General features: G+C 66.1%; 24 protein-coding genes, 1 tRNA gene and 1 pseudogene. 18 read left to right on the plus strand and 8 right to left on the minus strand.

What is annotated here, in order from left to right; genetic code table 11:
• Positions 1-15 precede the first annotated feature (15 nt).
• Positions 16-1,230: a glycerate kinase family protein gene (locus BJ960_RS13115; RefSeq protein WP_185987614.1), complete on the plus strand. Its 1,215-nt coding sequence runs from the start codon at positions 16-18 to the stop codon at positions 1,228-1,230.
• A 44-nt stretch (positions 1,231-1,274) separates the two neighbouring features.
• On the opposite strand, the gene BJ960_RS13120 is transcribed toward BJ960_RS13115, so the two are convergent.
• Positions 1,275-1,919: a hypothetical protein gene (locus BJ960_RS13120; protein ID WP_185987615.1), complete on the minus strand. Its 645-nt coding sequence runs from the start codon at positions 1,917-1,919 to the stop codon at positions 1,275-1,277.
• Between the two features lie 128 nt (positions 1,920-2,047).
• On the opposite strand from BJ960_RS13120, the gene BJ960_RS13125 reads away from it, so the two are divergent.
• Positions 2,048-2,239 carry a DUF3073 domain-containing protein gene (locus BJ960_RS13125; RefSeq protein WP_121078095.1) on the plus strand — a complete coding sequence of 64 codons (192 nt, stop codon included), beginning with the start codon at positions 2,048-2,050 and terminating at the stop codon, positions 2,237-2,239.
• 75 nt (positions 2,240-2,314) lie between these two features.
• Here the strand turns inward: BJ960_RS13125 and BJ960_RS13130 are convergent, their stop codons facing one another.
• The 3 genes from BJ960_RS13130 to BJ960_RS13140 all read right to left on the minus strand — a co-directional run bounded on the left by BJ960_RS13130 (position 2,315) and on the right by BJ960_RS13140 (position 4,670).
• A complete protein-coding gene (locus BJ960_RS13130) occupies positions 2,315-3,055 on the minus strand; it encodes a phosphoglyceromutase (RefSeq protein WP_121078097.1) in 741 nt (246 codons plus the stop codon).
• A gap of 62 nt (positions 3,056-3,117) precedes the next feature.
• Positions 3,118-4,230 carry a CAF17-like 4Fe-4S cluster assembly/insertion protein YgfZ gene (ygfZ, locus tag BJ960_RS13135; protein WP_185987616.1) on the minus strand — a complete coding sequence of 371 codons (1,113 nt, stop codon included), beginning with the start codon at positions 4,228-4,230 and terminating at the stop codon, positions 3,118-3,120.
• A gap of 152 nt (positions 4,231-4,382) precedes the next feature.
• Positions 4,383-4,670 (minus strand): hypothetical protein, encoded by a 288-nt coding sequence (locus tag BJ960_RS13140; RefSeq protein WP_121078101.1) that lies wholly within the window; start codon positions 4,668-4,670, stop codon positions 4,383-4,385.
• Positions 4,671-4,746: 76 nt separating this feature from the next.
• Here BJ960_RS13140 and BJ960_RS13145 point away from each other — a divergent pair, with 76 nt between their 5' ends.
• The 9 genes from BJ960_RS13145 (at position 4,747) to pstB (ending at position 14,676) form a co-directional block, all read left to right on the plus strand.
• On the plus strand, positions 4,747-5,490 hold the full coding sequence (locus BJ960_RS13145) for a winged helix-turn-helix domain-containing protein (protein WP_185987617.1): 744 nt from the start codon (positions 4,747-4,749) through the stop codon (positions 5,488-5,490).
• A 19-nt stretch (positions 5,491-5,509) separates the two neighbouring features.
• Positions 5,510-6,469: a mycothiol synthase gene (gene mshD, locus BJ960_RS13150; protein WP_185987618.1), complete on the plus strand. Its 960-nt coding sequence runs from the start codon at positions 5,510-5,512 to the stop codon at positions 6,467-6,469.
• Positions 6,470-6,473: 4 nt separating this feature from the next.
• Complete coding sequence (locus tag BJ960_RS13155; RefSeq protein ID WP_185987619.1) at positions 6,474-8,597, plus strand: RNA degradosome polyphosphate kinase; 2,124 nt, start codon at positions 6,474-6,476, stop codon at positions 8,595-8,597.
• A gap of 4 nt (positions 8,598-8,601) precedes the next feature.
• Entirely contained in the window at positions 8,602-9,555 is a 954-nt protein-coding gene (locus tag BJ960_RS13160) for an NUDIX hydrolase (RefSeq protein ID WP_185987620.1), read from the plus strand.
• 13 nt (positions 9,556-9,568) lie between these two features.
• Entirely contained in the window at positions 9,569-10,465 is an 897-nt protein-coding gene (locus BJ960_RS13165) for a diacylglycerol/lipid kinase family protein (RefSeq protein WP_185987621.1), read from the plus strand.
• A 376-nt stretch (positions 10,466-10,841) separates the two neighbouring features.
• Positions 10,842-11,945, plus strand: coding sequence for a phosphate ABC transporter substrate-binding protein PstS (gene pstS, locus BJ960_RS13170; protein WP_372430589.1), 1,104 nt, complete (start codon positions 10,842-10,844; stop codon positions 11,943-11,945).
• 99 nt (positions 11,946-12,044) lie between these two features.
• Positions 12,045-12,980, plus strand: a complete 936-nt coding sequence (gene pstC / locus BJ960_RS13175; protein ID WP_119285002.1) for a phosphate ABC transporter permease subunit PstC — start codon at positions 12,045-12,047, stop codon at positions 12,978-12,980.
• A 2-nt stretch (positions 12,981-12,982) separates the two neighbouring features.
• The gene (gene pstA, locus BJ960_RS13180; protein WP_121078112.1) at positions 12,983-13,867 is read left to right on the plus strand and encodes a phosphate ABC transporter permease PstA; all 885 of its coding nucleotides are present in this window, start codon (positions 12,983-12,985) and stop codon (positions 13,865-13,867) included.
• 29 nt (positions 13,868-13,896) lie between these two features.
• Positions 13,897-14,676: a phosphate ABC transporter ATP-binding protein PstB gene (gene pstB, locus BJ960_RS13185; RefSeq protein WP_121078114.1), complete on the plus strand. Its 780-nt coding sequence runs from the start codon at positions 13,897-13,899 to the stop codon at positions 14,674-14,676.
• A gap of 441 nt (positions 14,677-15,117) precedes the next feature.
• Here the strand turns inward: pstB and BJ960_RS13190 are convergent, their stop codons facing one another.
• Positions 15,118-15,747, minus strand: a complete 630-nt coding sequence (locus BJ960_RS13190) for a hypothetical protein (RefSeq protein ID WP_121078116.1) — start codon at positions 15,745-15,747, stop codon at positions 15,118-15,120.
• Between the two features lie 13 nt (positions 15,748-15,760).
• Positions 15,761-16,312, minus strand: coding sequence for a DUF308 domain-containing protein (locus BJ960_RS13195; RefSeq protein WP_185987622.1), 552 nt, complete (start codon positions 16,310-16,312; stop codon positions 15,761-15,763).
• 209 nt (positions 16,313-16,521) lie between these two features.
• Here BJ960_RS13195 and BJ960_RS13200 point away from each other — a divergent pair, with 209 nt between their 5' ends.
• Complete coding sequence (locus BJ960_RS13200; RefSeq protein ID WP_121078120.1) at positions 16,522-16,785, plus strand: GlsB/YeaQ/YmgE family stress response membrane protein; 264 nt, start codon at positions 16,522-16,524, stop codon at positions 16,783-16,785.
• 67 nt (positions 16,786-16,852) lie between these two features.
• Here the strand turns inward: BJ960_RS13200 and BJ960_RS13205 are convergent.
• Positions 16,853-16,924, minus strand: a tRNA-Lys gene (locus tag BJ960_RS13205).
• A gap of 6 nt (positions 16,925-16,930) precedes the next feature.
• Positions 16,931-17,197, minus strand: a pseudogene (locus tag BJ960_RS17375) (helix-turn-helix domain-containing protein); the annotation flags it as partial.
• A gap of 350 nt (positions 17,198-17,547) precedes the next feature.
• Here BJ960_RS17375 and BJ960_RS13215 point away from each other — a divergent pair.
• Genes BJ960_RS13215 through BJ960_RS13240 form a run of 6 tightly spaced genes read left to right on the plus strand, consistent with a single transcriptional unit; the run spans position 17,548 to position 21,848 of the window.
• Positions 17,548-17,940: a hypothetical protein gene (locus BJ960_RS13215; RefSeq protein WP_185987623.1), complete on the plus strand. Its 393-nt coding sequence runs from the start codon at positions 17,548-17,550 to the stop codon at positions 17,938-17,940.
• Positions 17,941-17,950: 10 nt separating this feature from the next.
• Positions 17,951-18,961 carry a helix-turn-helix domain-containing protein gene (locus tag BJ960_RS13220; protein WP_185987624.1) on the plus strand — a complete coding sequence of 337 codons (1,011 nt, stop codon included), beginning with the start codon at positions 17,951-17,953 and terminating at the stop codon, positions 18,959-18,961.
• On the plus strand, positions 18,961-19,302 hold the full coding sequence (locus BJ960_RS13225; protein WP_185987625.1) for a hypothetical protein: 342 nt from the start codon (positions 18,961-18,963) through the stop codon (positions 19,300-19,302). Before BJ960_RS13220 ends, BJ960_RS13225 begins: the two co-directional genes overlap by 1 nt.
• Complete coding sequence (locus BJ960_RS13230; RefSeq protein WP_185987626.1) at positions 19,299-20,291, plus strand: ParB N-terminal domain-containing protein; 993 nt, start codon at positions 19,299-19,301, stop codon at positions 20,289-20,291. Before BJ960_RS13225 ends, BJ960_RS13230 begins: the two co-directional genes overlap by 4 nt.
• Before the next feature lies 1 nt (position 20,292).
• Positions 20,293-21,063 (plus strand): hypothetical protein, encoded by a 771-nt coding sequence (locus BJ960_RS13235; RefSeq protein WP_185987627.1) that lies wholly within the window; start codon positions 20,293-20,295, stop codon positions 21,061-21,063.
• Positions 21,060-21,848 carry a hypothetical protein gene (locus BJ960_RS13240; protein WP_185987628.1) on the plus strand — a complete coding sequence of 263 codons (789 nt, stop codon included), beginning with the start codon at positions 21,060-21,062 and terminating at the stop codon, positions 21,846-21,848. The genes BJ960_RS13235 and BJ960_RS13240 overlap by 4 nt, the downstream gene beginning before the upstream one ends.
• The last annotated feature ends 453 nt before the right edge of the window (positions 21,849-22,301 follow it).

Genomic DNA, 22,301 nt, shown 5'->3' on the forward strand with positions numbered 1-22,301 from the left:
CACGGAGGTCCCATCATGTCCATGCACATCCCGCAACGCGTCCTCGTCGCCCCGAGCGGTTTCAAGGAGAGCCTCGGCGCCGACGCCGTGGCCGCCGCGATCGCCGCGGGCATCCGCCGAGTGATCCCCGGCGTCCAGGTCGACGAGTACCCAGTCCCCGACGGCGGCGAGGGCACTGCAGAGCTCCTCGCCGCGACGACTGGCGGCGACCTCGTGCCCGAAACCGTCACCGGCCCGGTCGGCGACCCCGTGCTGGCGCACTGGGCCAGGCTTGGCGGCGCCGCGGCAGGTACCGCGGTCATCGAGATGGCCGCCGCAGCCGGCCTCCGGCTCGTCCCGCACGGCATGCGCGACCCGGGCGCGACCACGACCCGCGGGGTCGGCGAGCTCATCGCGGCCGCGCTCGACGACGGGGCCACCCGCGTCATCGTCGGCTGCGGCGACTCCGGCACGAGCGACGGTGGCGCCGGCGCGCTCACCGCACTCGGGGTGAGGATCCTGGATTCGCACGGGGACGAGCTCCCCGACGGTGGGACGCACCTTGGCCGCGCAGCGAGCATCGACCTCGCCGGGCTCCACCCCCGTGCTCGTGACGTCGAAATCGTCCTCGCGTGCAACGTCCACAACGTGCTCTGCGGCCCGCGCGGCGTGGCGCGCGTGTTCGGCCCGCAGAAGGGCGCGACTCCCGAACAGGTCGAGCAGCTGTCATCCGCGCTCGAGCACTGGGCCGAGCTGCTCGCCCGCACGCAGCCCGTCACCGGCCTCGACCTGCGCACCGGACCGGGAACAGGCGCGTCTGGAGGCCTCGGTGCCGGACTCGCGGCTGTACTCGGCGCGCGGCTCGCGCCTCGCTTCGATGTGCTGCTCGACCCCGCCGTTGCCCCGTGCGATCTGGACGCGCTCATTGACGCCGCGGATCTCGTCGTCACCGCCGAGGGCGCGATCGACTTCCAAACCCCGCGCGGCAAGGTTCCCGCGGAGATCGCCGCGCGGGCGCGGGCCGCCGGTGTGCCCGTGCTCGGCATCGCAGGGTCGCTCGGCTCTGGCGCACCGGACGTGCACGACATCGGAATCGACGCGATCGCCTCGATCCTCACCGTGCCGATGGAGCTCGCGCAGGCCGTCGAGCACGGCGACGCGCTGCTGCGAGACGCCGCCGAGCGGTGCATGCGCATGATCCTGCTCGGATCTGCGCTGTCCGCGCGCGGGGCGCTTCCACTCGCGGCGTAGCCACCGGCGCCCTGCGCTGGGCCCCGGCGCCGTCGCTTGGGGTCCTACTGCCGGTACGCGAAGGGCAGCAGCATGTCCTGCACACGTTCCTTCATCGCGGTGTGATCGCTGCGTGTCGAGATCGCGCATCGCGAGACGGTGCACTCAAGTCCCTCGACTGTTGGCTCCGGCACCGTGAGCAGCACCTCGAACGAGCCCTGTGTCGCGTCGTCGTAGCCCTGCGTTGCGAACGCCCGCCAGGCCCAATCGTCCGTGATCCACGCGCTCGAGAGCGCCTCCTTCGCGGCCGCCTCGCCCTGTTCGGCGCCCTCGGGAATCCCGCCGAGGCACGGCCCGGGCTTCACGTCAGGTGACGGCGGGATCGCGCAGAATCCGACGTATATGCCGAGTCCGGCATCGAAGCCCGTGCCGGAGACGACGACCTGGTCCCCCGGCGCCAACTCCTCAAGATCGGCAGGCTTGCCATCAGTCGTCGCGACCGAAATCGCCCGGGTTCGTCCGTCGGCGCCAGTCGCGGTCGATTCGGATTCGAACGATGTGGGGATCGTCTGCCCCGAGCTGCCCGTGTTCGAATGCGTGAGAATCGGGATGAGAATCGCCGCAACGACGCCAAGAATCACGAGAAACAGCGCGAGAATCGTGACGAGAACGATGCGCTTTACCGAGCGACGAGGTGCGGGCGAAGTCATGCCCTCATGTTAGCGCCGCTGAGGCCGCTTCCCAACGTGCTAAGATCATGCCCATACGTCCATGATTGATTGAGTACTGCCTCGCGGGAGAAATCCTGTGGGGCCCGAAATGTGTAAGGGGGTCACGCATGGGGCGCGGCCGTCAGAAGGCAAAACACACTAAGGTAGCTCGGGAGCTGAAGTACTTCAGCCCAGCCACCAACTACTCGGAGCTTGAGCGCGAGCTCGCTTCGGGGCACCTCTCAGAAGAGGACCGTTGGGCTGATCTTGCCGACAAGTACAACGTCGACGACGAAGACTCAGAGGACGACGACAAGTAGGAGTCGGCGCCTCACGCTGCGTGCTGGTTCTGGCCGCCCCACCTCGGTGAGGCGGCCAGAACCTTTCGCTTTGAACTACTTGCCCTGGGCGGCGACGGCTGCTGCGCCGGCTGCTGCCGCCTCGGGATCGAGGTAGCGGCCTGCGCCGGTCGGGGTGCCGTCTTCGTTGATCTCGTAGACGAGCGGCATGCCCGTCGGAATGTTCAGCGCGGCGATGTCTTCGTCGGAGATCCCCTCGAGGTGCTTCACGAGCGCGCGCAGCGAGTTGCCGTGCGCCGTGACGAGCACGGTCTTGCCCGAGTTCAGCTCGGGGAGGATGGCGCTCTCCCAGTAGGGCACGAGGCGGGTGACGACGTCGGACAGGCACTCGGTGCGCGGAGCGTCGCCATCAATACCCGCGTAACGCGGGTCGTTCGCCTGCGACCACTCGTTCGAGTCGTCGAGCGCGGGCGGCGGCGTGTTGTAGGAGCGACGCCACTCCATGAACTGCTCCTCGCCGTACTTCTGCAGCGTCTCGGCCTTGTCGAGGCCCTGCAGTGCGCCGTAGTGGCGCTCGTTCAGGCGCCACGAGCGCTCCACGGGGATCCACATGCGGTCGGCGGCCTCGAGCGCGAGGTTCGAGGTCTGGATCGCGCGGCTCAGGAGCGACGTGAACAGCACGTCCGGGAGCATTCCCGACTCGGCGAGCAGCGTGCCTGCCGCAGCCGCCTCACCTCGCCCACGCTCGGTGAGTCGCACATCGACCCATCCGGTGAACAGGTTCTTTTCGTTCCATTCGCTCTGGCCGTGACGGAGCAGGATCAACGTGTTGGTCATGCCCCCAGCTTAGCGAGGTTCATCCACGCCGCGTGGGTGAAGTGGGATCCGGTGGCGGCGAGTTACAGCCGCTTTAGCTTCGGAATCGTTCGGGTTGCCCCGGCGTCGGTCGGCACGATCATTTCCTGAGCGGCGGCAATGACGCCCTCGACGGGCGCCGCCGGGTCCGCAGCGTCGGCCCCCGCGCGCACAGCAAGCGTGACGTCGCCAGGCACCGACCGCTTCAGTAGCGCGAACGCAATCCCGCCCCACTCGTAGTGGAGCGCGGCGCGTGTGATCCGGCCGACCGGCCTGGCGTCCGGGTCACTCGCCTCGCCCTCGCGAAACACGAGCGCGCCTGCGACGGGCAGCTCGCCCTCAGAGCCGTCGAGGTGCAGCATGACCAGCCGGCGCGGTGGGTGCCCCAGGTTGTGGACCTTTGCGACGGTTTCCTGGCCGCGGTAGCAGCCCTTCGTGAGATGGACGGCGCTGCGGAGCCAGTCGAACTCGTGCGGGATCGCACGCTCGTCGACGTCCGCGGCGCGTGACGGGCGCCAGGCGCGAATCTCCAGTGCGTCGAGCGCCATCAAGCCAGCCGGCGACACCGCCCGCGAGACCTCAGCGAGCCTGTCGCTCGGGAAGACGAACTGGATCGCGCTCCAGGACGCGCCAGCGTGCGCTCCATGCGCGTACTGGGCGCCGCCCCGGGCAACCTCGGCCCAGGGGTCCGCCCACTCGACAGTCGGCTGCAGTTCGCGCAGGGCCTCGACCGCGGTGCCACCCGCAAACGCGAGCACGGCCGCGAAGTCCTGTGACACGTCGGCGACCTCAACTCGCAGCGCAAACCGCATCCGGTTCAGAAACGCGGCGAGCGATTCAGCAGAGCCCTCGTCGACGAGGAGCCAGGTCGTCTCGCCGTCGTCGACGACGCGCATCGCATGCTCGATTCGACCGTTCGGGTCGAGCAACAGCGTTTCGGTGCTTTCGCCCGGCGCAAGGTTCAGGAGGTGCTGGCTCGTCATCGAGTTCAGCCAGCTCAGACGATCGGCCCCGCCGACAGTCACGATGCCGCGGTGCGAGAGATCGACCGCTGCGTTGCCCTCGTCGAGGGCACGCTGCTCTTGCACGGGAGCGCCGTAGTGCAGCGCGACGGCCTCACCGACCGCTCCTGGAAGTGAAAGGAACGGGCTCGCCATCAGGGGATGCGCCTAGCGCTGGCCCTTGAAGAGGTTGTAGATAACCGTGCCGGAGACCCAAGCGATCGCGACACCTGCGAGACCCAGCAGGCCGAGGAAGAAGAGTTCAAGAGCCAAAAGCATGGCACCAGTCTAGCAAGGTATTGCGTGGGCTACGCGATGAGGGTGCTCACGATGTCGATCACGGCGATGATCACGACCGAACCGGCGATGCTGAACGACAGCCGGCTGATGAATCCCTCGCGCTGCGCGGTCCCGAGCTGCAGCGCGAACGTGACGAGCGTGGACACGCCAACGGCGAGCGCAAGCCATTGGAAGCGCGCCTCCTCGATGAAGACGGTGACGAGCACGCCGAACACGGCTGCGACGGCCCAGGCAATGATGAGTCTCGGCAGGTGCCACGACACCTGGGTCGGCTGCTCGGCATCGCTCGAAGTCATGCCCACATCTTCCCACACCGGTGCACGAACTGTCCGAGATAGGATGTTTCCCTAGTCACACTCGGGGAGGTCAGTCATGGAACTGCTCCTCCTCACCGCGGGCGATTCGGCGCCGGAACAGGGAGGCCGACACCCAGGCGGGCGGCTCGGCTCCCCCGCGAACGATGCCGGCGCACCCCTGCCAGCGCTCGAGCTCCTCGCTCACCAGGTCGCGACCGCGAGCCTCGCGGCCCCGCTCCAGGCCGCGCTCGCCTACGAGAACGCGCCGCACCGCATCGGCGCGATCCTGATCGATGGCACCGCCGACCCGCGCGCCGCACGCGCGGCCGCCGTCGCGCTCAGCGGGCGCACACGCCTGCCGCGGGTGGCGATCGTGCGCGACGCGGCGCTCGCGGCCCTGTCGCCGGAGTGGGATCTCGCGGACTTCATCACGCCCGAGGCGAGCCCGGCCGAGCTTGAGGCGCGACTCAGATTGCTTGCGTCCGCGGGCGACGGCCCAGACGAGGCCGGAAGCGGGTCGGCGGTCGAGGTGTCCGGGGTCGAGATCGACGAGTCAAACTTCGTGGCCACGGTGCACGGCCGCAAGCTCGACCTCACCTACAAGGAGTTCGAACTCCTTCACTTCCTCGCGCTGCACCCGGCGCGCGTCTTCACGCGCGAGCAGCTGCTCTCCGAGGTGTGGGGCACCGATTACTTTGGGGGCGCTCGCACCGTCGACGTTCACGTACGCCGCCTCCGCGCGAAGCTCGGCGAGCACGAGTGGCTCATCAGCACCGTCAGAGGAGTCGGGTATGGTTTCGCGCGAGGGCGCCAAGGCTAGAACGCAGAAGGAGCACGTGATGGACGCAAGGAGTCTCACAGCCAGCGAAGGATCGGTGCAGGCCGCGCAGCCACTGCTCGAACGGGCGGAACGTGCCGACGGGAACTCCCCCGTCTCAGACCAGGCGCTCATCGCTGCGGGGCAGGGGCAGCGCGAGCTCGTCATCTTCACCGCACCAGACGATGCGGAGCCGGTAGCGGTCGGAATCGTCGGCCAGGGCGAGCTCGACTTGGTCGTCGATCCACCCAAGCGCGGCGCGGGCATCGGCGCCGCGGCGCTCCGGCTACTCCTCGACTCGCCCGCCGCGCGCGCGGCCGCCCCCGGCGGCTCGACGGGCCCGCTCGCGTGGGCGCACGGCGAGAACCCGGCCGCGACGGCGCTGCTGCGCGGCGCGGGGTTCGAGCCCGTCCGCTCGCTGTTCCGCATGGCGCTCGATCCTGCGCGCCTGCCCGCTGGCGACGCCGACCCGTTCGCGGTCGAGCTGCCAGCCGGCTTCGCGCTCCGCACGTTCGACGCCGCGTCCGAGGCCGCCGGAGACGCGCATCCCGCCGACGCCCACGCCTGGGTGCAGGTGAACTCGCGGGCCTTTGCCTCGCACCCCGAGCAGGGCAGGGTGACCCTCGAGGACTTCGCGCTCATGCGCGCGGAGCCCTGGTTCAACCCGGACGACCTGTTTCTCGTCGCGACGGCGGACACGAACCACACTGCGGGCTTCACCTGGGTGAAGACGCTGCGCGGCGAGGACGGGATCGTCGAGACCGAGCTGTACGTGATCGGCGTCGACCCAGACTTCGCCGGCACTGGGCTCGGCAAGGCGCTGCTCCGGGTCACGCTCGCGCGCATGGCGCAACACGCCCCGCAACGCGTCACCCTGTACGTCGACGGCGACAACACGCGCGCGGTTGGCATGTACGAGAGTGCAGGGTTCACCATTGATTCACGAAGCACGCAATGGCGCGGGCCACAGGTGTCAGAATAGAGCCATGAGCGAAGAGACCCGCGAGATCCCACTCATCGATGACGGGGCGCTGCCCGCAGATCGCTACATCGATCGCGAGCTGAGCTGGCTCGCCTTCAACCAGCGCGTGCTCGAGCTCGCAGAGGACGAGACGGTGCCGCTGCTCGAACGGGCGAACTTCCTCGCGATCTTCGCGGCGAACCTCGACGAGTTCTTCATGGTGCGCGTCGCGGGCCTGAAACGCCGAATCCTCACCGGGCTCGCGGTGCCCACGAACGTTGGCACCGCGCCGACCGACGTGCTCGCCGAGATCAACCGGCGGGCATACGAGCTGCAACGGCGGCACGCCCGCTGCTTCGCCGAGCAGGTGAAGCCGCAGCTCGCGGAGGCCGGCGTGCACATCGTCGAGTGGGAGGCGCTTGACGATGCCGACCGCGAGATCCTCACCGAGTATTACGAGCAGCGCATCTACCCGGTGCTCATGCCCCTCGCCGTGGATCCCGCGCACCCGTTCCCGTACATCTCCGGCCGCGCGCTGAATCTGTCCATCCGGGTGCACAACCCGAACACTGACAAGGTCGAGTTCGCTCGCCTCAAGGTGCCGCAGATGATCCCGCGGTACGTTCGAGTCGACCGCCGCGAGAGCGACGACAACGTGCGCTTCATCCCGCTTGAGGAGCTCATCGCGAACCAGCTCGACGGACTGTTCCCCGGTATGAAGGTCATCGACGACCACGTCTTCCGCGTCACCCGCAACGAGGACGTCGAGATCGAGGAAGACGAGACTGAGAACCTCATCCAGGCGCTTGAGAAGGAGCTGCTTCGGCGGCGCTTCGGCCCGCCGATTCGCCTCGAGATCTCCGACGACCTCGACGAGGCGACGCTTGAGCTGCTCGTGCGCGAGTTCGATATCGACGAGGAGCAGGTCTACACGCTGCCCGCGCCGCTCGACCTGTCTGGGCTGTTCGCGCTGAGCGGGCTGCGCAGGCCTGATCTGAAGTTCAAGCCGCACATCCCGGTCACCCACCCGGCGTTCCGCACGAGCTCCACGAGCGACAAGCCCGACATGTTCGCCGCGATTGCGCGCCGCGAGGTGCTCGTGCATCACCCGTACGAATCGTTCGCGACGAGCGTGCAGGCCTTCATCGAGCAGGCGGCAACCGACCCCGACGTGCTCGCCATCAAGCAGACGCTCTACCGCACCTCGGGCGACAGCCCGATCGTCGCCGCGCTCATCAAGGCAGCAGAGGCCGGCAAACAGGTGCTCGCCCTCGTCGAGGTGAAGGCGCGCTTCGACGAGGAGGCCAACATCACGTGGGCCCGCAAGCTCGAGCAGGCAGGCGTCCACGTCGTGTACGGCATTGTCGGGCTGAAGACGCACTGCAAGCTTGTCCAGGTGATCCGCGAGGAGAGCGGTAGGCTCACACACTACTCCCACATCGGCACCGGCAACTACAACCCGAAGACGAGCCGAATCTACGAAGACTTCGGCCTCTTCACCACGTCGCCCGACATTGGCCGCGACGCGACGAAGCTGTTCAACGTGCTCTCGGGCTACGCGATCGAGACGGACTACGACAGGCTGCTCGTGGCCCCGCTGCAGCTCCGCACCGGGCTGCTCGAGCGGATCGAGCGCGAGGCCGAGCACGCGCGGGCCGGGCGCCCGAGTGGCATCAGGCTCAAGGCGAACTCGATGGTCGATGAAGCGATCATCGACGCGCTCTACCGGGCGAGCCAGGCCGGCGTTCCGGTCGACGTGTGGGTGCGCGGCATCTGCTCGATCCGCGCGGGCGTGCCCGGGCTCTCCGAGAACATTCGGGTGCGCTCCGTGCTCGGGCGATACCTCGAGCACTCCCGGATCTACTGGTTCGAGAACGCCGGCGAGCGCGACGTGTTCATCGGCAGCGCAGACCTCATGCATCGCAACCTCGATCGCCGCATCGAGGTGCTCGTGAGTATCGTCGAGCGCGACCACCTCGCGCGTATCGACCGCTTCTTCGGCTTCGCGTTTAGCGACGAGGTGTCGTCATGGCGGATGCTTCCCGACGGCACGTGGCAGCGCCGCGTTGTCAGCGAGGAGGGCGAGCCGCTCCCGGACCTGCAGGATCTCGTAATGATCGATCGCACCCAGGCGAGGAGAGCGCGGTAACAGCGTGGCGAAACAGGTTTTTGCGGCGGGCACGATCCCGTGGCGGCGCGTCCGAACCCCGTCGGGCAAAGACGAGCTGATGGTGCTGCTCATCCACCGCCGCAAGCAGCGCGACGTCTCGTTCCCGAAGGGCAAACTCGACCCGGGCGAGAGCATGCCGCAGGCGGCGGTGCGCGAGACTCGCGAGGAGACAGGGCTGCGGATCTCGCTCGGGGCGACGCTCGGCACCATCCACTACGAGCTGCCAGGCGGGGGCACGAAGATCGTGCAGTACTGGTCGGCCGAGGTGAGCCCGAAGACCGCACTCGCTTCGACGTTCAAACCGAACTCGGAGGTCCAAGCGCTCGAGTGGGTTGCGGCGAGCGCAGCCCGCGACCTCCTGAGCTACGACGCGGACCGCGAGCTTTTCGACGTGTTCATGCGTCTCGCCGCTCCTGGCCTGCTCGACACGTTCTCGGTCACGCTCGTGCGGCATGCGAAAGCACAGGCCCGCAGCGAGGACCAGCCGGTGGATCACCTCCGCCCGCTCACCGAGGGCGGCGACAGGCAGGCGCACACGCTCGCCCCGATCCTCCGCTCGTTCGCGCCGAAGCGCATCTACTCGTCGACCGCGACCCGCTGCCTCGAGACCGTCGCGCCGCTCGCCGAGCTCATCAAGAAGGATGTGCGCGAGCAGGAGTGCCTAAGCCAGGACTTCTGGGACGAGGGCGATCTCACCCTCACCCGCAGGCTCATCGGCAAGGTCGTCACCCGTGGCCGATCCGCCGTGATCTGCAGCCATCTGCCCGTATTGCCCGATCTGGCCCGTGAGCTCATGCTTGCCAGTGGTAGCCTGCCGGGCGAGTACGTCGAAGACGCAGCGCGGCTCCCACCCGCGGGATTCTCGGTCTTCCACTTCTCGCGGTCCCGGCCGGGCGCTGGCATCCTCGGGGTGGAAACGTATCCGCTGAAACACTAGTCAGGGGTGAACAATGCGCGATGATGCGCCATTCGGAGTCGTGGTGAACCCGCGGTCCGCGTTCGGCCGCGGCGCCCGCGTCGCCGGCCGGGTGCTCGCCGAATTCGCAGCTGCAGGCGTTCCGGCGATCGAGATCTCGGGTGCGGACGCCGCCGACTGCCAGGCCAAAGTGCGCGCCGCCTGCCGCAATGGGCTACGCGGCCTCGTCCTCGTCGGCGGCGACGGCCTCATCGGGCTCGTGCTGCAGGTTGCCGAGGCCCGCGCGCTCCCGATCGGAGTGGTGCCCGCGGGTAGCGGTAACGACTTCGCCAGGCAGTTCGCCCTCGCGCACTCACCGGAGGCGGCCGTCCTCCGGGTGCTCGCAGCAGAGGCCGCGCCGCTCGCAGTCGACCTCGGCGTCGTCGAGCGCCCGGGCGCGGCCGAGCACTGGTTCGCGGGTGGGCTCTCGATCGGGCTCGACGCCGCAATCAACCGGCGGGCGAACGCCATCCGGCTGCCCCTCGGGCCGTTCCGCTACCACCTCGCACTCATCGTCGAGATCCTGACGCTGAAGCACCGGCGGTTCTCCGTGCGCATCGGCTCCTCCGACCGCTCGTTCACCGGCGTCCTCGCGACTGTCATGAACACCCGCGCGATCGGCGGCGGCATCAGGCTCGCACCCGGCGCCTCCGTGCACGACGGCAAGCTCGACCTCGTTGAGGTCACCTACGGCACGAAGCTCAGGCTGTTGAGCGTGCTCGGGCTGCTCGCACGCGCCCGCCACGAGCACCTCCCGGAGGTCACGATCACCCGTGCCGAGCGGATACGTATCGACGCGGGCGACGAGGTCGCGTATTCAGACGGCGAGCGCGTCGGCACCGGCCCCTTCGAAGTGCGGGTCGCACCCGGCGCCCTGCGCTTCCTCGCGTAAGGCAGCCGGCCCGGACGCCCCGGGCCCGGGCTACTCCGATCCAGACCTTCCCGGCCCCTCTCCGGCCCTTCCCCCTCTCTTCCCCTGCCCCTGCCCCTGCCCCTGGGGCACATCACCCCCGGCGGGTTGGCAGTTGTTGTCGCTCTGAGCGCGGCGTACCGACAACAACTGCCAACTCCTCCACAGGGGCAGGGCGCGGCTGTCGGCGCGCCCGACGGAGAGGTGCCATGGTGGGCGGTTTCCGCGGCATCACTTCGAGTTCACCTCATGTTTACCTTCCTGTCGGTCGCCGGTCACACCCGATCCTTAGCGTTGACAGCGTCAGGCACTCGCCCGGCATTCAGGATCACACCACATCAGAATGGACACGACACTCGTGAAGTTCTCATCCACGATGAAGGCAGCCGCTGTCGGCGGCGCCGCCCTGCTTATCCTCACCGGTTGCGCTGCAAATGAAGCCGCACCCGATACCGGCGAAGAGACCACCCCTTCGTCGCTCTCCGGCACGCTCTCGGGCGCTGGCGCTTCCTCGCAGGATGCCGCACAGCAGCAGGGCTGGATCGCCGGCTTCCAGACTGCGAACGCCGACGTCACGATCAACTACGATCCCTCGGGTTCGGGTGCCGGCCGCGAGTCGTTCCAGAAGGGCGCAGTCGCGTTCGCTGGCTCCGACCGCGCATTCAAGGCAGAGGAGATCACGGCTGGTCCGTTCGACGCTTGCACGACGAGCGACATCGTCGAGATCCCCGCGTACATCTCCCCGATCGCACTCGTGTTCAACGTCGACGGTGTCGACAACCTGAACCTCGACGCAGACACCATCGCGAAGATCTTCACCGGCGAGATCACCAAGTGGAACGACCCGGCTATCGCTGCGGCCAACGCTGACGCTACGCTGCCGGACCAGGCAATCGTGCCCGTGCACCGCTCCGACAAGTCGGGCACCACCGGCAACTTCACCGATTACCTCGCAGCAGCCGCGCCGTCCGCGTGGACCGCTGGCTCGGTCGAGGAGTGGCCGGCAGAGATCACCGGTGGCGAGGCAGCCCAGGGCACCTCGGGCGTCGTTGAGGCAGTCAAGGGCGGCGTGGGCACCATCGGCTACGCCGACGCTTCGAAGGCCGGCGACCTCGGCACCGTCTCGGTGAAGGTCGGCGACGAGTACGTTGCGTTCACCCCCGAGGCCGCTGCAGCGATCGTCGACGCGTCGCCGCTCGAGGAGGGTCGCACCGACCACGATCTCGCGATCGCCCTCGACCGCACCAGCACCGAGGAGGGCGTCTACCCGCTCGTCCTCGTGAGCTACCTCGTCGGCTGCGAGAAGTACGAGGATCCGGCAGACGCCGAGCTCGTGAAGTCCTACTTCGAGTACATCGTGAGCGCTGAGGGCCAGGACGTCGCGGCCGAGGCCGCCGGTTCGGCTCCCATCTCGGACACGCTCCGTGAGAAGGCCAGCGCAGCGGTCGCTTCGATCAGCTAACCCCCTGCTGGTGGATCCGGCGCCCGCTCACACGCGCCGGATCCACCAGGCTTCACCCGCTCTCCGCCTCACCCACTTCCACCGGAAGGCACTCCTCAAGTGACTGCATCCACGGCCACGCCGCGTCAAGTTCTTAGCCGCGGCGACCGAGTGTTCTCGCGCACGGCCATCGCCTCCGGCAGCATGATCCTCATCATCCTCGCCGCCGTCGCGATCTTCCTCATCGTGCAGAGCCTGCCCGCGTTCGTCGCTACGAGCGAGACCGCGTCGGTGCTCACCACAGACTTCTGGGGCTACGTCGGCCCCCTCGTGTTCGGCACCGTCTGGGCGGCGGTCCTTGCACTCATCATCGCGCTCCCGCTCTCGATCGGCATCGCGCTCTTCATCTCGCACTACGCCCCTCGGAAGCTGTCCCAGTTCCTCGGCTACCTCATCGACCTGCTCTCGGCCGTGCCCAGTGTCGTGTACGGCCTCTGGGGCATCCTGGTGCTCGCACCGGCTGTGCGGCCCGTCTACGTCTGGCTCAATGAGCACATGGGCTGGTTCCCACTGTTCGGCGGCACCGCGAGCGGCACCGGTCGCACGATCCTCACCGCGGCCATCGTGCTCGCCGTGATGATCCTCCCGGTCATGACCGCGATCTCGCGCGAGGTCTTCCTGCAGGCGCCGAAGCTCAATGAGGAGGCCGCGCTCGCCCTCGGCGCGACGCGCTGGGAGATGATCCGCCTCTCGGTCCTCCCGTTTGCGAAGCCGGGCATCATCTCGGGCGCCATGCTCGGCCTCGGCCGCGCGCTCGGCGAGACCATGGCCGTCGCGATGGTGCTCTCCGCGAGCGGCATCGTCTCCTTCAAGCTGCTCACCTCCGACAACCCGTCCACGATCGCCGCAAACATCGCGCTCACCTTCCCCGAGGCATACGGCGAAAACGTGAACGTGCTTATTGCGACGGGCCTCATCCTGTTCATCGTCACCTTCCTCGTGAACGCGCTCGCGCGGTGGATCGTGAGCCGTCAGACCGCGAAGACCGGAGCGTAATCATGTCCCTGACTGCAGCAGCAACGGCGGCCACCAAGCGCCGCAAGCTCACCGACAGGTTCGTCACCGTCCTCGTCACGGCCGCGTTCCTCGTGGCGCTCATCCCCCTCATCTCGCTCGCGATCACCGTCGTCTCGAACGGCATCGCGCGCTTCGACCCCGAGTTCTTCTCGTCGTCGATGCGCAACGTCACCGGCGAGGGCGGCGGCGCGCTCCACGCGATGATCGGCACGCTCCTCATTACCCTCGCGGCCACCGTCATCTCGGTCCCGCTCGGGCTCATGACCTCGATCTACCTCGTCGAGTACGGCCGCGGCCGCCTCGCGAAGACAATCACCTTCCTCGTGGATGTTATGACGGGCATCCCCTCGATCGTCGCCGGCCTCTTCGCCTACGCGGCCTTCGTGCTCATCTTCGGGCCCGGCGTGCGCATGGGCATCATCGGCGCCGTAGCCCTGTCCGTGCTCATGATCCCGGTCGTCGTCCGTTCGAGCGAAGAGATGCTCAGGCTCGTGCCCGGCGAGCTCCGCGAGGCGTCGTACGCGCTGGGCGTGCCGAAGTGGCGCACGATCCTGAAGGTGGTGCTCCCCACCTCGATGGCAGGCATCATGACCGGCGTCATGCTCGCAATCGCCCGCGTCATCGGCGAGACCGCTCCCCTACTCATCACCGCGGGCTTCACGGCAAGCATGAACTACAACCTGTTCAGCGACCGGATGCAGTCGCTCCCGGTGTACGTGTACACGCAGTTCGCGAACCAGGGCAACCCGGCCTCCGCGTTCATCGAACGTGCCTGGGCCGCCGCGCTCCTCCTCATCCTCATCGTGATGGCGCTCAACCTGTTTGCCCGCCTCATCGCTCGACGGTTCTCGGCCGTCGCACGCTGATCACAGACCACACCCACAGAAAGCAGCACATGTCGAAGCGCATCGAAGTTGAAGACCTCAACGTCTACTACTCGAAGTTCCTTGCAGTTGAAGACGTCTCGCTCACGATCGAGCCGCGCTCGGTCACCGCGTTCATCGGCCCCTCGGGCTGCGGCAAGTCGACCTTCCTCAGGACGCTGAACCGGATGCACGAGACGATCCCCGGCGCTCGAGTCGAGGGCAAGGTCATGCTGAACGACGAGGATCTCTACGCGCCAGGCGTCGACCCCGTGCTCGTGCGCCGCCAGGTTGGCATGGTGTTCCAGCGGCCGAACCCGTTCCCGACGATGTCGATCCGCGACAACGTGCTCGCGGGTGTAAAGCTCAACAACAAGCGCATCTCGAAGAGCGACGCTGACGAGCTTGTCGAGAAGTCGCTGCGCGGCGCGAACCTGTGGAACGAGGTGAAGGATCGCCTGGAGAAGCCCGGCGCGGGCCTGTCCGGCGGCCAGCAGCAGCGACTCTGCATCGCCCGCGCGATTGCGGTCTCCCCCGAGGTGCTGCTGATGGACGAGCCCTGCTCGGCGCTTGACCCGATCTCGACGCTCGCCATCGAGGACCTCATCGCGGAGCTCAAGCAGGAGTACACGATCGTCATCGTGACCCACAACATGCAGCAGGCCTCGCGCGTCTCCGACCGCACCGCGTTCTTCAACATTGCTGGCACGGGCAAGCCCGGCAAGCTCATCGAATACAACGACACAGCAACCATCTTCGGCGCCCCGACTGTCCAGGCCACCGAGGACTACGTCTCGGGCCGCTTCGGATAAGGATTGGCTGGCCCCGGGGCCAGTCCTACTAGGGCCGGTCTTGGCTGGGCCAGTCCTGACGGGGGCTAGCCCAACCAGGGGCCTGTCCCCGTCCGGGGCTAGGCCTACCCAGGGCCAGTCCCGCCCGGCAGTGGGGCCCGACGCGCCCCACCCCGGCCGCGCGGCCGCTACGTCTGGGATCTGCAATGTACATGCCGGCTTCGTAGCCGTGGGGCATATCTCCTGCAGATCACATACGCACGGACCGCGCGGCACAGTGGGCAGGCGCTTGCTTGCCAGCTCCAGAACTACCCCCAGCCCCGGAGCTACCCAAAGGCACAAAAAGACCGAGCCGCAGAACGCCTCTCGGCGGAAGGCCGCTCGAAGCGGCGAATTTTGGAGCCCGGGGAACTGCGGCCCGGCACCGTCAATTGTACCCGGACTCGAGTGTGAGCCAAGTCCTTAGCCCAGAGTGCCGTCCCGCCAGCGCCGTGCGGCCCCATCGAGCTCGCGGGCGATGGTCGCGTACCGCAGCGCCCTGGTCGTGAGCTCGGTCCCGTGAGCCTCGTCGTGAAGGTCCCGGTCATCAGCGAGTTCGGCGGCGCCCGCCGCCATCACCCTCGCGTATGCCCCGGCGCGGTCGAGCGTCACCCCGAGATCGCCGACGAATGCGCCGCGGAGGATCCGGTCGCACAGTTCGGCAATGGTGTCGGGCGTGGCGGGTTCCACCGCGCCGACGACGATGGGGTCGATCGTCCCGATCCTGCGCGACCCGCGGGAGAACAGGTCGGCTGTGCCCTCGGGATCCGCGACGGTGATGCGGCGAAGCAGGTAGAGCCGCCAGAGCACCCCGGCGAGCGAGTGTGGGCTCTCGCGGGCCCAGAGCTCCGCGATGTCGTTGATGCCGTCGCCCGCGGCGACGTCGACCACGCGGCGCACGATCTCGGGATCGGCGACCTGGCGCACTCGGTGGAGGAGGGCCCACGACGTTTCCTGGGCGAGCCGGTGGGCCGCCTCCGGATCGTCGGAACCGATAATGCCGTCAAAGGCTGCGGAAGGCTGGAGGATCGGGCGCTGGTGTTCTCGTGTCATACGGGGAGCTAGGTTACGCGTTTCCACGTCGGAGCGCGAGCGCCGCCCAGATCAATGAGCCGCCGATGAGCGTCGTCAGCAGGCCGGCGGCGAACGCCGCAAGGATGAGCGCGAGCGACGGCCAGATGAGTGCGGCGATACCGAGGGCGACCAGCACCGCGGGGATAGCGATGAATACCCAGTGCAGTGCCTGTCGCATCCGGATCGCGATCGCAAGCCAGATCGTTCCGACGAAGAGCATCATCGCCGCGACAAACCCAACGAGCATGCTCACGGTGAGCTCCGGGAATGCGAGCGCGACGACGCCGAGCACGATGAACAGGATCGCGGCCGGCGTGCCGAACCCGCGTGCTCGGGAACCGACTAGCGTGGCAATGCCGTTGCCGATGAGGGCGGCCCCGATGAGGAACGCAAGAATCCGGCTCGCCGCGAAGAACGGCCAGATGAGCAGGCTCATGCCGATGAGTACGGTCACGATCCCGACGGCGAGCGGCACGCCCCACGGGAAGTTGCGGGATGGCCGTCGGCCGGGCTGTGACCCCTCGGGGATAAGCTCCCAACTCATGCGGTGTCCCTTCGCTCATGTGTCGCCGCTGGCGTCGCGATCACGACGCCCGGTGCTGCTTCCACTGTAAACGCCCGCAGCTGTGTGGTGTGCTGCGTGCGCTTTCGGCGCAATCCAGGGGATTTTGGGGTGACTGTGAAAATCACAAAAGCCCTTGACTGACATTGGGAACCGACAATAATTGAGAACCAAAGAGAGAGGGGAAACTCATGGGATTCTTAGCTTTCATCGTACTCGGGCTCATCGCCGGGGCCATTGCAAAGGCGATCATGCCTGGCAAGGGCGGCGGCGGCTGGTTCGCGACGCTCATACTCGGTGTCGTCGGCGCCGTCGTCGGCGGCTGGCTCGGCTCACTACTCTTCGACGCCCCGCTCGAGGAGTTCTGGTCGCTCCAGACCTGGGCCCTCGCGATCGGCGGCGCGCTCGTCGTGTTGCTCGTCTGGGGAATGATCACCGGGCGCCGCAAGGAATAGCCCACAGGAACACGAAGCCGGCCTGGTCGAGAGAACTCTCTCGACCAGGCCGGCTTCGTTTGCGTTGTGCCCCCAGTAGGGATCGAACCTACGACCTGCGGATTAAAAGTCCGTAGCTCTGCCGCTGAGCTATAGGGGCGTCAGCTTCCAATGCTACACGTCCCATGAGCCAATCGGCGGACACCTCGAACGTGTCGGCGATTGCACTGATCTCTTCGAGACTCCACCGAGACACACGCTTCATCTTCTGGTTGAACTTAGATGCGCTCATTCCAAGCATCATCGCCAGCTCGCGCTGTGAGAGTGGACGATTCAGGAACATCAGATAGTTCACACGCTGGCAGACGACCTCATTCAGGTCCAGCTCTTCAGAAATAGCAATTTTTGCTCCCATACGCCAATAGTAGAACATTTTCTATGTTGTTTAAAGCGTAATCATTCGAATTCCGCACTGCTTATTCCAACATCGCAGATTCTTTGATTTTCTGTTACGTTGTGTCCATGACGAAAACACAAGTGGCCGAACTCGCCGCTCTAAACGAGTCTGTGGGTCGCGCTGACCGCGATGCTGCATGGATCGCTAGGCGGCTCGGCAAGAACTACCAGTGGGTTCGCCGTCGCCTCCGCGGGATCACTCCGCTGAGCCCAGGCGATCGCGAGTTGATTGAGTCTGCACTCCGGACCAATTAACCCAGCAAAAAAGATGAGCCCCCGGAGCGGCAACTCCGGAGGCTCAGTGACATCCCGGAAAGGAATATCGAAGTGTCTCACTACTATGACACATCCTCGCGCGCAGATGAACAGCTTCCCAGCAAATTCACTAGCAACGAGGAAGCCCATTCTCTCACTGAACCCCGTGAACCGCGTGGGTTTCTCATCAAGGTCTATAGCCTCATGTACGGCACCGGCCTGGTATGGATCGCAGCCGTGGTTGCCGCGGTGTTCACCTTCGGCTGGGGAGCAACGATCGTGTTCCTCAGTCTCGCGTGGGCGTCAGTGACGGCAATCGGTTCTAACCCCGAAGCCCCCGCACTCCCACTCGCCCAGGGCGGCACCGCGCTAGCCGCGGCTATCGCACTCACCATCCTTGCCGTGCTGATGACCAGGGCATTCCGTCGAATGATCAACCACGGCCCACGCCAAAGTCAGGGTTGAGGCGGCCACAATGAGCAACGAAGCAATTCACTGGGCCTGGAAACAGGAGACTGGGTCACCCGTCACAAAGCTCATCCTCCACGTGCTCGCAGACCTCGCAGATGAGAACCACTCATGCTTCCCTTCGATCGAGCACATTGTCGCGAAGGTCGAAGCTAGCGAGAAGACTGTTCGACGCAAGCTTGAGGATCTGGAGGCTGCTCATCTGATCCGCAAGGAACGGCGGTATGTCCAGTTCGGGCAACGGCTCACGGACCGCTACTACTTGGATGTTGAGGGTCAGGTCTCGGCGATCGCTGCATTAGCGGTCAAATTGACCGGTAATGGTGACATCGAGGAGAAACCCCAGGTCAGCGCAGTAGAGGTCAATTTGACCGGTAATGGTTCTACTGCCGCTTCATTAGCGGTCAACTGTGACCGCTACACAAGGACCCCTCATGAGATAAGAGATAAATCTCTTATCATCGAGGATCCTGCGGATCCCGAGGCTGCGCCGCGACAAATTCAAAATGATCTGGAGTCCAGGAGTGGTGATCTGGAGTCCGCCAAGGACTCCAGTCCCGCCCACGGAGGCTCCGAGATTGAACAGGAACTGCGGGAGATTCATCCGACGCTCACTGTCGCGGCCGTCACGGCTCGGCTCAAGGTCGCGAAGGCCGAGGACGTCGACCTACTCAACGCGGCAAGAGTGATCCTTGGACGTGCGACCCGAACGGTCTCGGCACCTGCCGCGTTCGTTGCTGCGGCGATCGACAGGACACCTGACGCGTGGCGGCCGCAGCTTCCAGGGTTTGAACCTGGTGATCTCGATGGGCCGCTAACCTCGCAATTTGACGAGCTGCGAGCACGCGAACGCACCGAGACTGTCTCGTGCAGCCTTGGCGAGCACGACTGGGGGGATGAGTGGCTTGCCGAGACCGACCGCGGCTACTGCGTCCGTCCCCGCTGCAACACGGCCCGCCGCTCAGTCGACCCGGCATATGCGGAGCTCGAAGCGCGCCTGTTCGAAGGGAGTCTCTGATGGGCAGGATCATCAAACGCGAAATTGTCGGATTCACGTGTGAACTCCGCAGCTGCGGCCAGACCGTCCGCACTCACCTCGGCTATCCAGCGAACGGCACCTGGCACGACCAGCTCGAAGAACTCGAGCGACTGATTTCGCTCGGTTGGGGAATGGTGCTCCACTCCCAGCTCCGGACGTACTGCCCAGAACATATCGAGCGAGTCTGGGACTGCACCTGCCGGACACACCCAACCAGGGCAAGCCTCTGCACTTCCCACAACACCGAGTCCGCCAGCCTCGTCTGGACGGCACACGACACCCCTCAGCAGGTAAAAGAATTCAGGAAGGTTCTCTCATGAACGACGGCATCATCCAGACCCCGATCCAGCAAGATTGGAAGCTCGTTCGCGTCGAGGACGTGATCGTCAAGGAGCGACTTCGCGACTACGACGAGGACCACATCAACCGCATTCGTCGTTCCTTCAGGGAGCTCGGTGGCCAGCTTCAACTGCAGCCGATCGTGCTCGATGAGCGAATGATCCTCATCGACGGTGCACATCGTCTCGAGGCCGCTTCACGCGAGGGTTGGGAGTTCATCTCCGCACTCATTTGGACCGGCGTCACTGAGGAAGACCGCCCCATCCTCGAAGCCGAAGCAAACATCGTCCGCAAGGACTTCAGCCCGGTCGAGCTCGAACGCATCTGGAAAGAGCACTACGAACCCGCAACACGAGCGAAGGCGCGGAAAACTCAAGTCAAAAATCTCCGCCGAGGTGACGATTTCCCCGTTACCGGTAATACCGGTAACGGGGAAATCGTGGCAGTTTCGAAGGTGGCGCGTGAGACTGTAGGCCGGGATATCGACTGGTTGAACAAGGTCACCGATGTGCGTGCCCTGGCTGAATCGACCACTGCGCCGGTCGAGCTGAGGGCTGCGGCTGAGCGCGGCATCGAGAAGCTCTCGAAGCCTGGCGCGAAGGTCGACCCGGTACACAAGGAGCTCCTAAGACTCCAGGACGCCTTCAGCAAGAAAGGCCAGGCCCCAACGGAGCGGCGCGCGGAGGCGCTGGAGAAGACGCTCGACAAGCAAGTCACCGAATCGACCCTCCTCGCAGAGAAGTACAGCGGCGAACTCGGATCCGACCTCGTGGAAGCAGCTGGTGTCGTGCCCGCCGGCGGTGAGAGTGTACGCGCAATCCGCGTCGCCCTCACCCACGCACTCGCAGGCGCGATCATCGTGGAGTGCCGGACGTCGGAGAACCCGGCGGCAGCGCTGCGACCCATTGGGCAGGAAGTCGTTGACCTCCTCAACATGCTCACAACGAAGCAACTCGGGTTGGAGGCGTGAAATGGGATCCAAGATTGAGCACTTCGACGTGTGGCGTCAGCGCATGGCGTTCACCGCTCTCGCCGACAGCCCCGATTTTCTGAATACGGCTGAGGGCGCGGCACTCATCGAACAGATCCGGCACCGCAGCGCGAAAATGATCGTGTGGGAAGCCCGCGAGATGGACTTTGTTCTCGAAGCAGACGACGTGGTGAACGGTGCGATCCTCCTCCTCACCGAGCAGGACGGACGCATCTCCCGCTACATCGCGTCCGCCGACGGAGAGCCGTGGGGGTATTTCTACACCTGCCTCAAGGGTTGGGCGCGCCAGCAGTGGGGACACCGGGGAAGCTCCCTCGAGGCTCTCGAAGACGTCGTTCCAACGGGGGGCAAGCCGGAGGACGATCTGACACCGCTTGAAGAGGTCGTGCGTCTCACGTTTGAGACGCTGTCACCCCATACTCCTGAGCGGCTGCACCCGGAGCTTCTGGAGCTGTTGCGGTGGCTCGCGGCGAACCCGCCGCAGCGGCTCTCTTACGAGACCGGTGACAAGGTTGCGGCGCACAGGTTCGCGCCAGCGTTCTCGATCATGCAGGTCACGGCCGTGATGAATATCGCGTGGGGTGGCAGGCCCCGCCAGGCGGACACGAGCCTGTTTGGGCAGTACTTGCTCGATGATTTCTTCCGCCCTTCAGAATCGCCCACGCATGCTCGGGCGCTCACATATTTCAAGAAGCAGATGCGTGCGGGCGATGGCGGCTCGCGCATGCTCACAGATTGGCCAGCACGATGAAGAACAAACCCACCCGCAATTGGCATCTCGTCCTCACGCTCGGGATCCCGCTCACCATCGTCGGAGCTTCCGCAATGGCGATCTCCTACGCCACACTTATCGATGTCGCCCGCGTGAACGGGCTCCCACTCCCGGAACTCTTCCCCGTCCTCATCGACGTCGGCACGGTCGCGACCATGATCGCCGCCGCACAGTTCCGCCTCCGTGGCATCGACGGGCGCTGGCTCGCCTACGTCGCGTTCATCGCCCTGTCCGCGGTATCGATCGTCGCGAACGCGTCGCATGCGTGGCGTGCAGCAGACATGACGGTAACAACGCCGTGGGCGGCAGCGATCCTCGCAGCAACACCGCCGGCGGCGCTCCTCGCGATCACGCACCTGGTGATGATGCTCATCCCGGACGAGAAAGAGCGCGCGAAGCTACAGGCGGTCCGCGAGAAGCAGGCCGAGGCTGAGGCCCGTCACCGCCAGTCGATCCAGCAGCCGGCCTCAGTTCCAGCAGCGGCCCCGGTTACGCCTGCGGCTGCAGTCGCTGCGGTCTCCGCTCCTGCGGCCCCGTTGCGGCTTGTAGAGCAGGACAAGCCTGCCGCAGCCGATCAGGCTGAGGTACGCGAGAAAGTCCTCGCCCACATCGCAGAGCACGGCGAAAGACCCACGGGTGCGATCGTTGGCGACTGGCTCGGCAAGAGCTACAAGACCGGTCAACGCTTCCTCCAGAAACTCGAGGAATCAGGCGAGCTGAACGCGGCACCCGTGTCCGCCGGTGTCTCGGGGATCATGGCTTGAACGCGTCAGCGCCCAAGCCTCGGGAGATCTGCCCGGCGGAGCACCGGCATGAGGCGAGCAGCACCTGCTACATCACGCACCGATGCGGCTGTCTCAAATGTCGGGCCGCGCACAAGGAGCGCACGGATCGTCGCATCAAGCTCCAGGCGTATGGCCGGTTTGATTCTGGTCTGGTCGACGCCGTCCCGGTCCGGTATCACCTGCACATGCTGAGAGATTCCGGCCTCGGCTACGCACGGATCGCTGAACTCGCAGGCGTTGGGCAGACCGCTGTCCGGAACCTGCTCTATGGCCGGAGCGCGTCAGGCCCGAGAAATCGGGAATGGTTGAATCGTGTGAAGCGGGAAACCGCAGAGCGCATCATGGCAGTCTGGCCGGCCCCAGAGCTCCTTGCCGACGCACAACTCGTTCCAGCGTTGGGAACTCACCGCCGGATTCAAGCCCTTGTCGCCC

Source organism: Leucobacter aridicollis, from assembly GCF_013409595.1.
GTDB lineage: Bacteria > Actinomycetota > Actinomycetes > Actinomycetales > Microbacteriaceae > Leucobacter > Leucobacter aridicollis.

Bases quoted from the DNA above. Each gene is read 5' to 3' on its own strand.
- BJ960_RS13115 (WP_185987614.1), top strand. From the start codon at position 16: ATGTCCATGCACATCCCGCAACGCGTCCTCGTCGCCCCGAGCGGTTTC.
- BJ960_RS13120 (WP_185987615.1), bottom strand. From the start codon at position 1,919: ATGACTTCGCCCGCACCTCGTCGCTCGGTAAAGCGCATCGTTCTCGTC.
- BJ960_RS13125 (WP_121078095.1), top strand. From the start codon at position 2,048: ATGGGGCGCGGCCGTCAGAAGGCAAAACACACTAAGGTAGCTCGGGAG.
- BJ960_RS13130 (WP_121078097.1), bottom strand. From the start codon at position 3,055: ATGACCAACACGTTGATCCTGCTCCGTCACGGCCAGAGCGAATGGAAC.
- ygfZ (WP_185987616.1), bottom strand. From the start codon at position 4,230: ATGGCGAGCCCGTTCCTTTCACTTCCAGGAGCGGTCGGTGAGGCCGTC.
- BJ960_RS13140 (WP_121078101.1), bottom strand. From the start codon at position 4,670: ATGACTTCGAGCGATGCCGAGCAGCCGACCCAGGTGTCGTGGCACCTG.
- BJ960_RS13145 (WP_185987617.1), top strand. From the start codon at position 4,747: ATGGAACTGCTCCTCCTCACCGCGGGCGATTCGGCGCCGGAACAGGGA.
- mshD (WP_185987618.1), top strand. From the start codon at position 5,510: ATGGACGCAAGGAGTCTCACAGCCAGCGAAGGATCGGTGCAGGCCGCG.
- BJ960_RS13155 (WP_185987619.1), top strand. From the start codon at position 6,474: ATGAGCGAAGAGACCCGCGAGATCCCACTCATCGATGACGGGGCGCTG.
- BJ960_RS13165 (WP_185987621.1), top strand. From the start codon at position 9,569: ATGCGCGATGATGCGCCATTCGGAGTCGTGGTGAACCCGCGGTCCGCG.
- pstA (WP_121078112.1), top strand. From the start codon at position 12,983: ATGTCCCTGACTGCAGCAGCAACGGCGGCCACCAAGCGCCGCAAGCTC.
- pstB (WP_121078114.1), top strand. From the start codon at position 13,897: ATGTCGAAGCGCATCGAAGTTGAAGACCTCAACGTCTACTACTCGAAG.
- BJ960_RS13190 (WP_121078116.1), bottom strand. From the start codon at position 15,747: ATGACACGAGAACACCAGCGCCCGATCCTCCAGCCTTCCGCAGCCTTT.
- BJ960_RS13195 (WP_185987622.1), bottom strand. From the start codon at position 16,312: ATGAGTTGGGAGCTTATCCCCGAGGGGTCACAGCCCGGCCGACGGCCA.
- BJ960_RS13200 (WP_121078120.1), top strand. From the start codon at position 16,522: ATGGGATTCTTAGCTTTCATCGTACTCGGGCTCATCGCCGGGGCCATT.
- BJ960_RS13220 (WP_185987624.1), top strand. From the start codon at position 17,951: ATGAGCAACGAAGCAATTCACTGGGCCTGGAAACAGGAGACTGGGTCA.
- BJ960_RS13225 (WP_185987625.1), top strand. From the start codon at position 18,961: ATGGGCAGGATCATCAAACGCGAAATTGTCGGATTCACGTGTGAACTC.
- BJ960_RS13230 (WP_185987626.1), top strand. From the start codon at position 19,299: ATGAACGACGGCATCATCCAGACCCCGATCCAGCAAGATTGGAAGCTC.
- BJ960_RS13235 (WP_185987627.1), top strand. From the start codon at position 20,293: ATGGGATCCAAGATTGAGCACTTCGACGTGTGGCGTCAGCGCATGGCG.
- BJ960_RS13240 (WP_185987628.1), top strand. From the start codon at position 21,060: ATGAAGAACAAACCCACCCGCAATTGGCATCTCGTCCTCACGCTCGGG.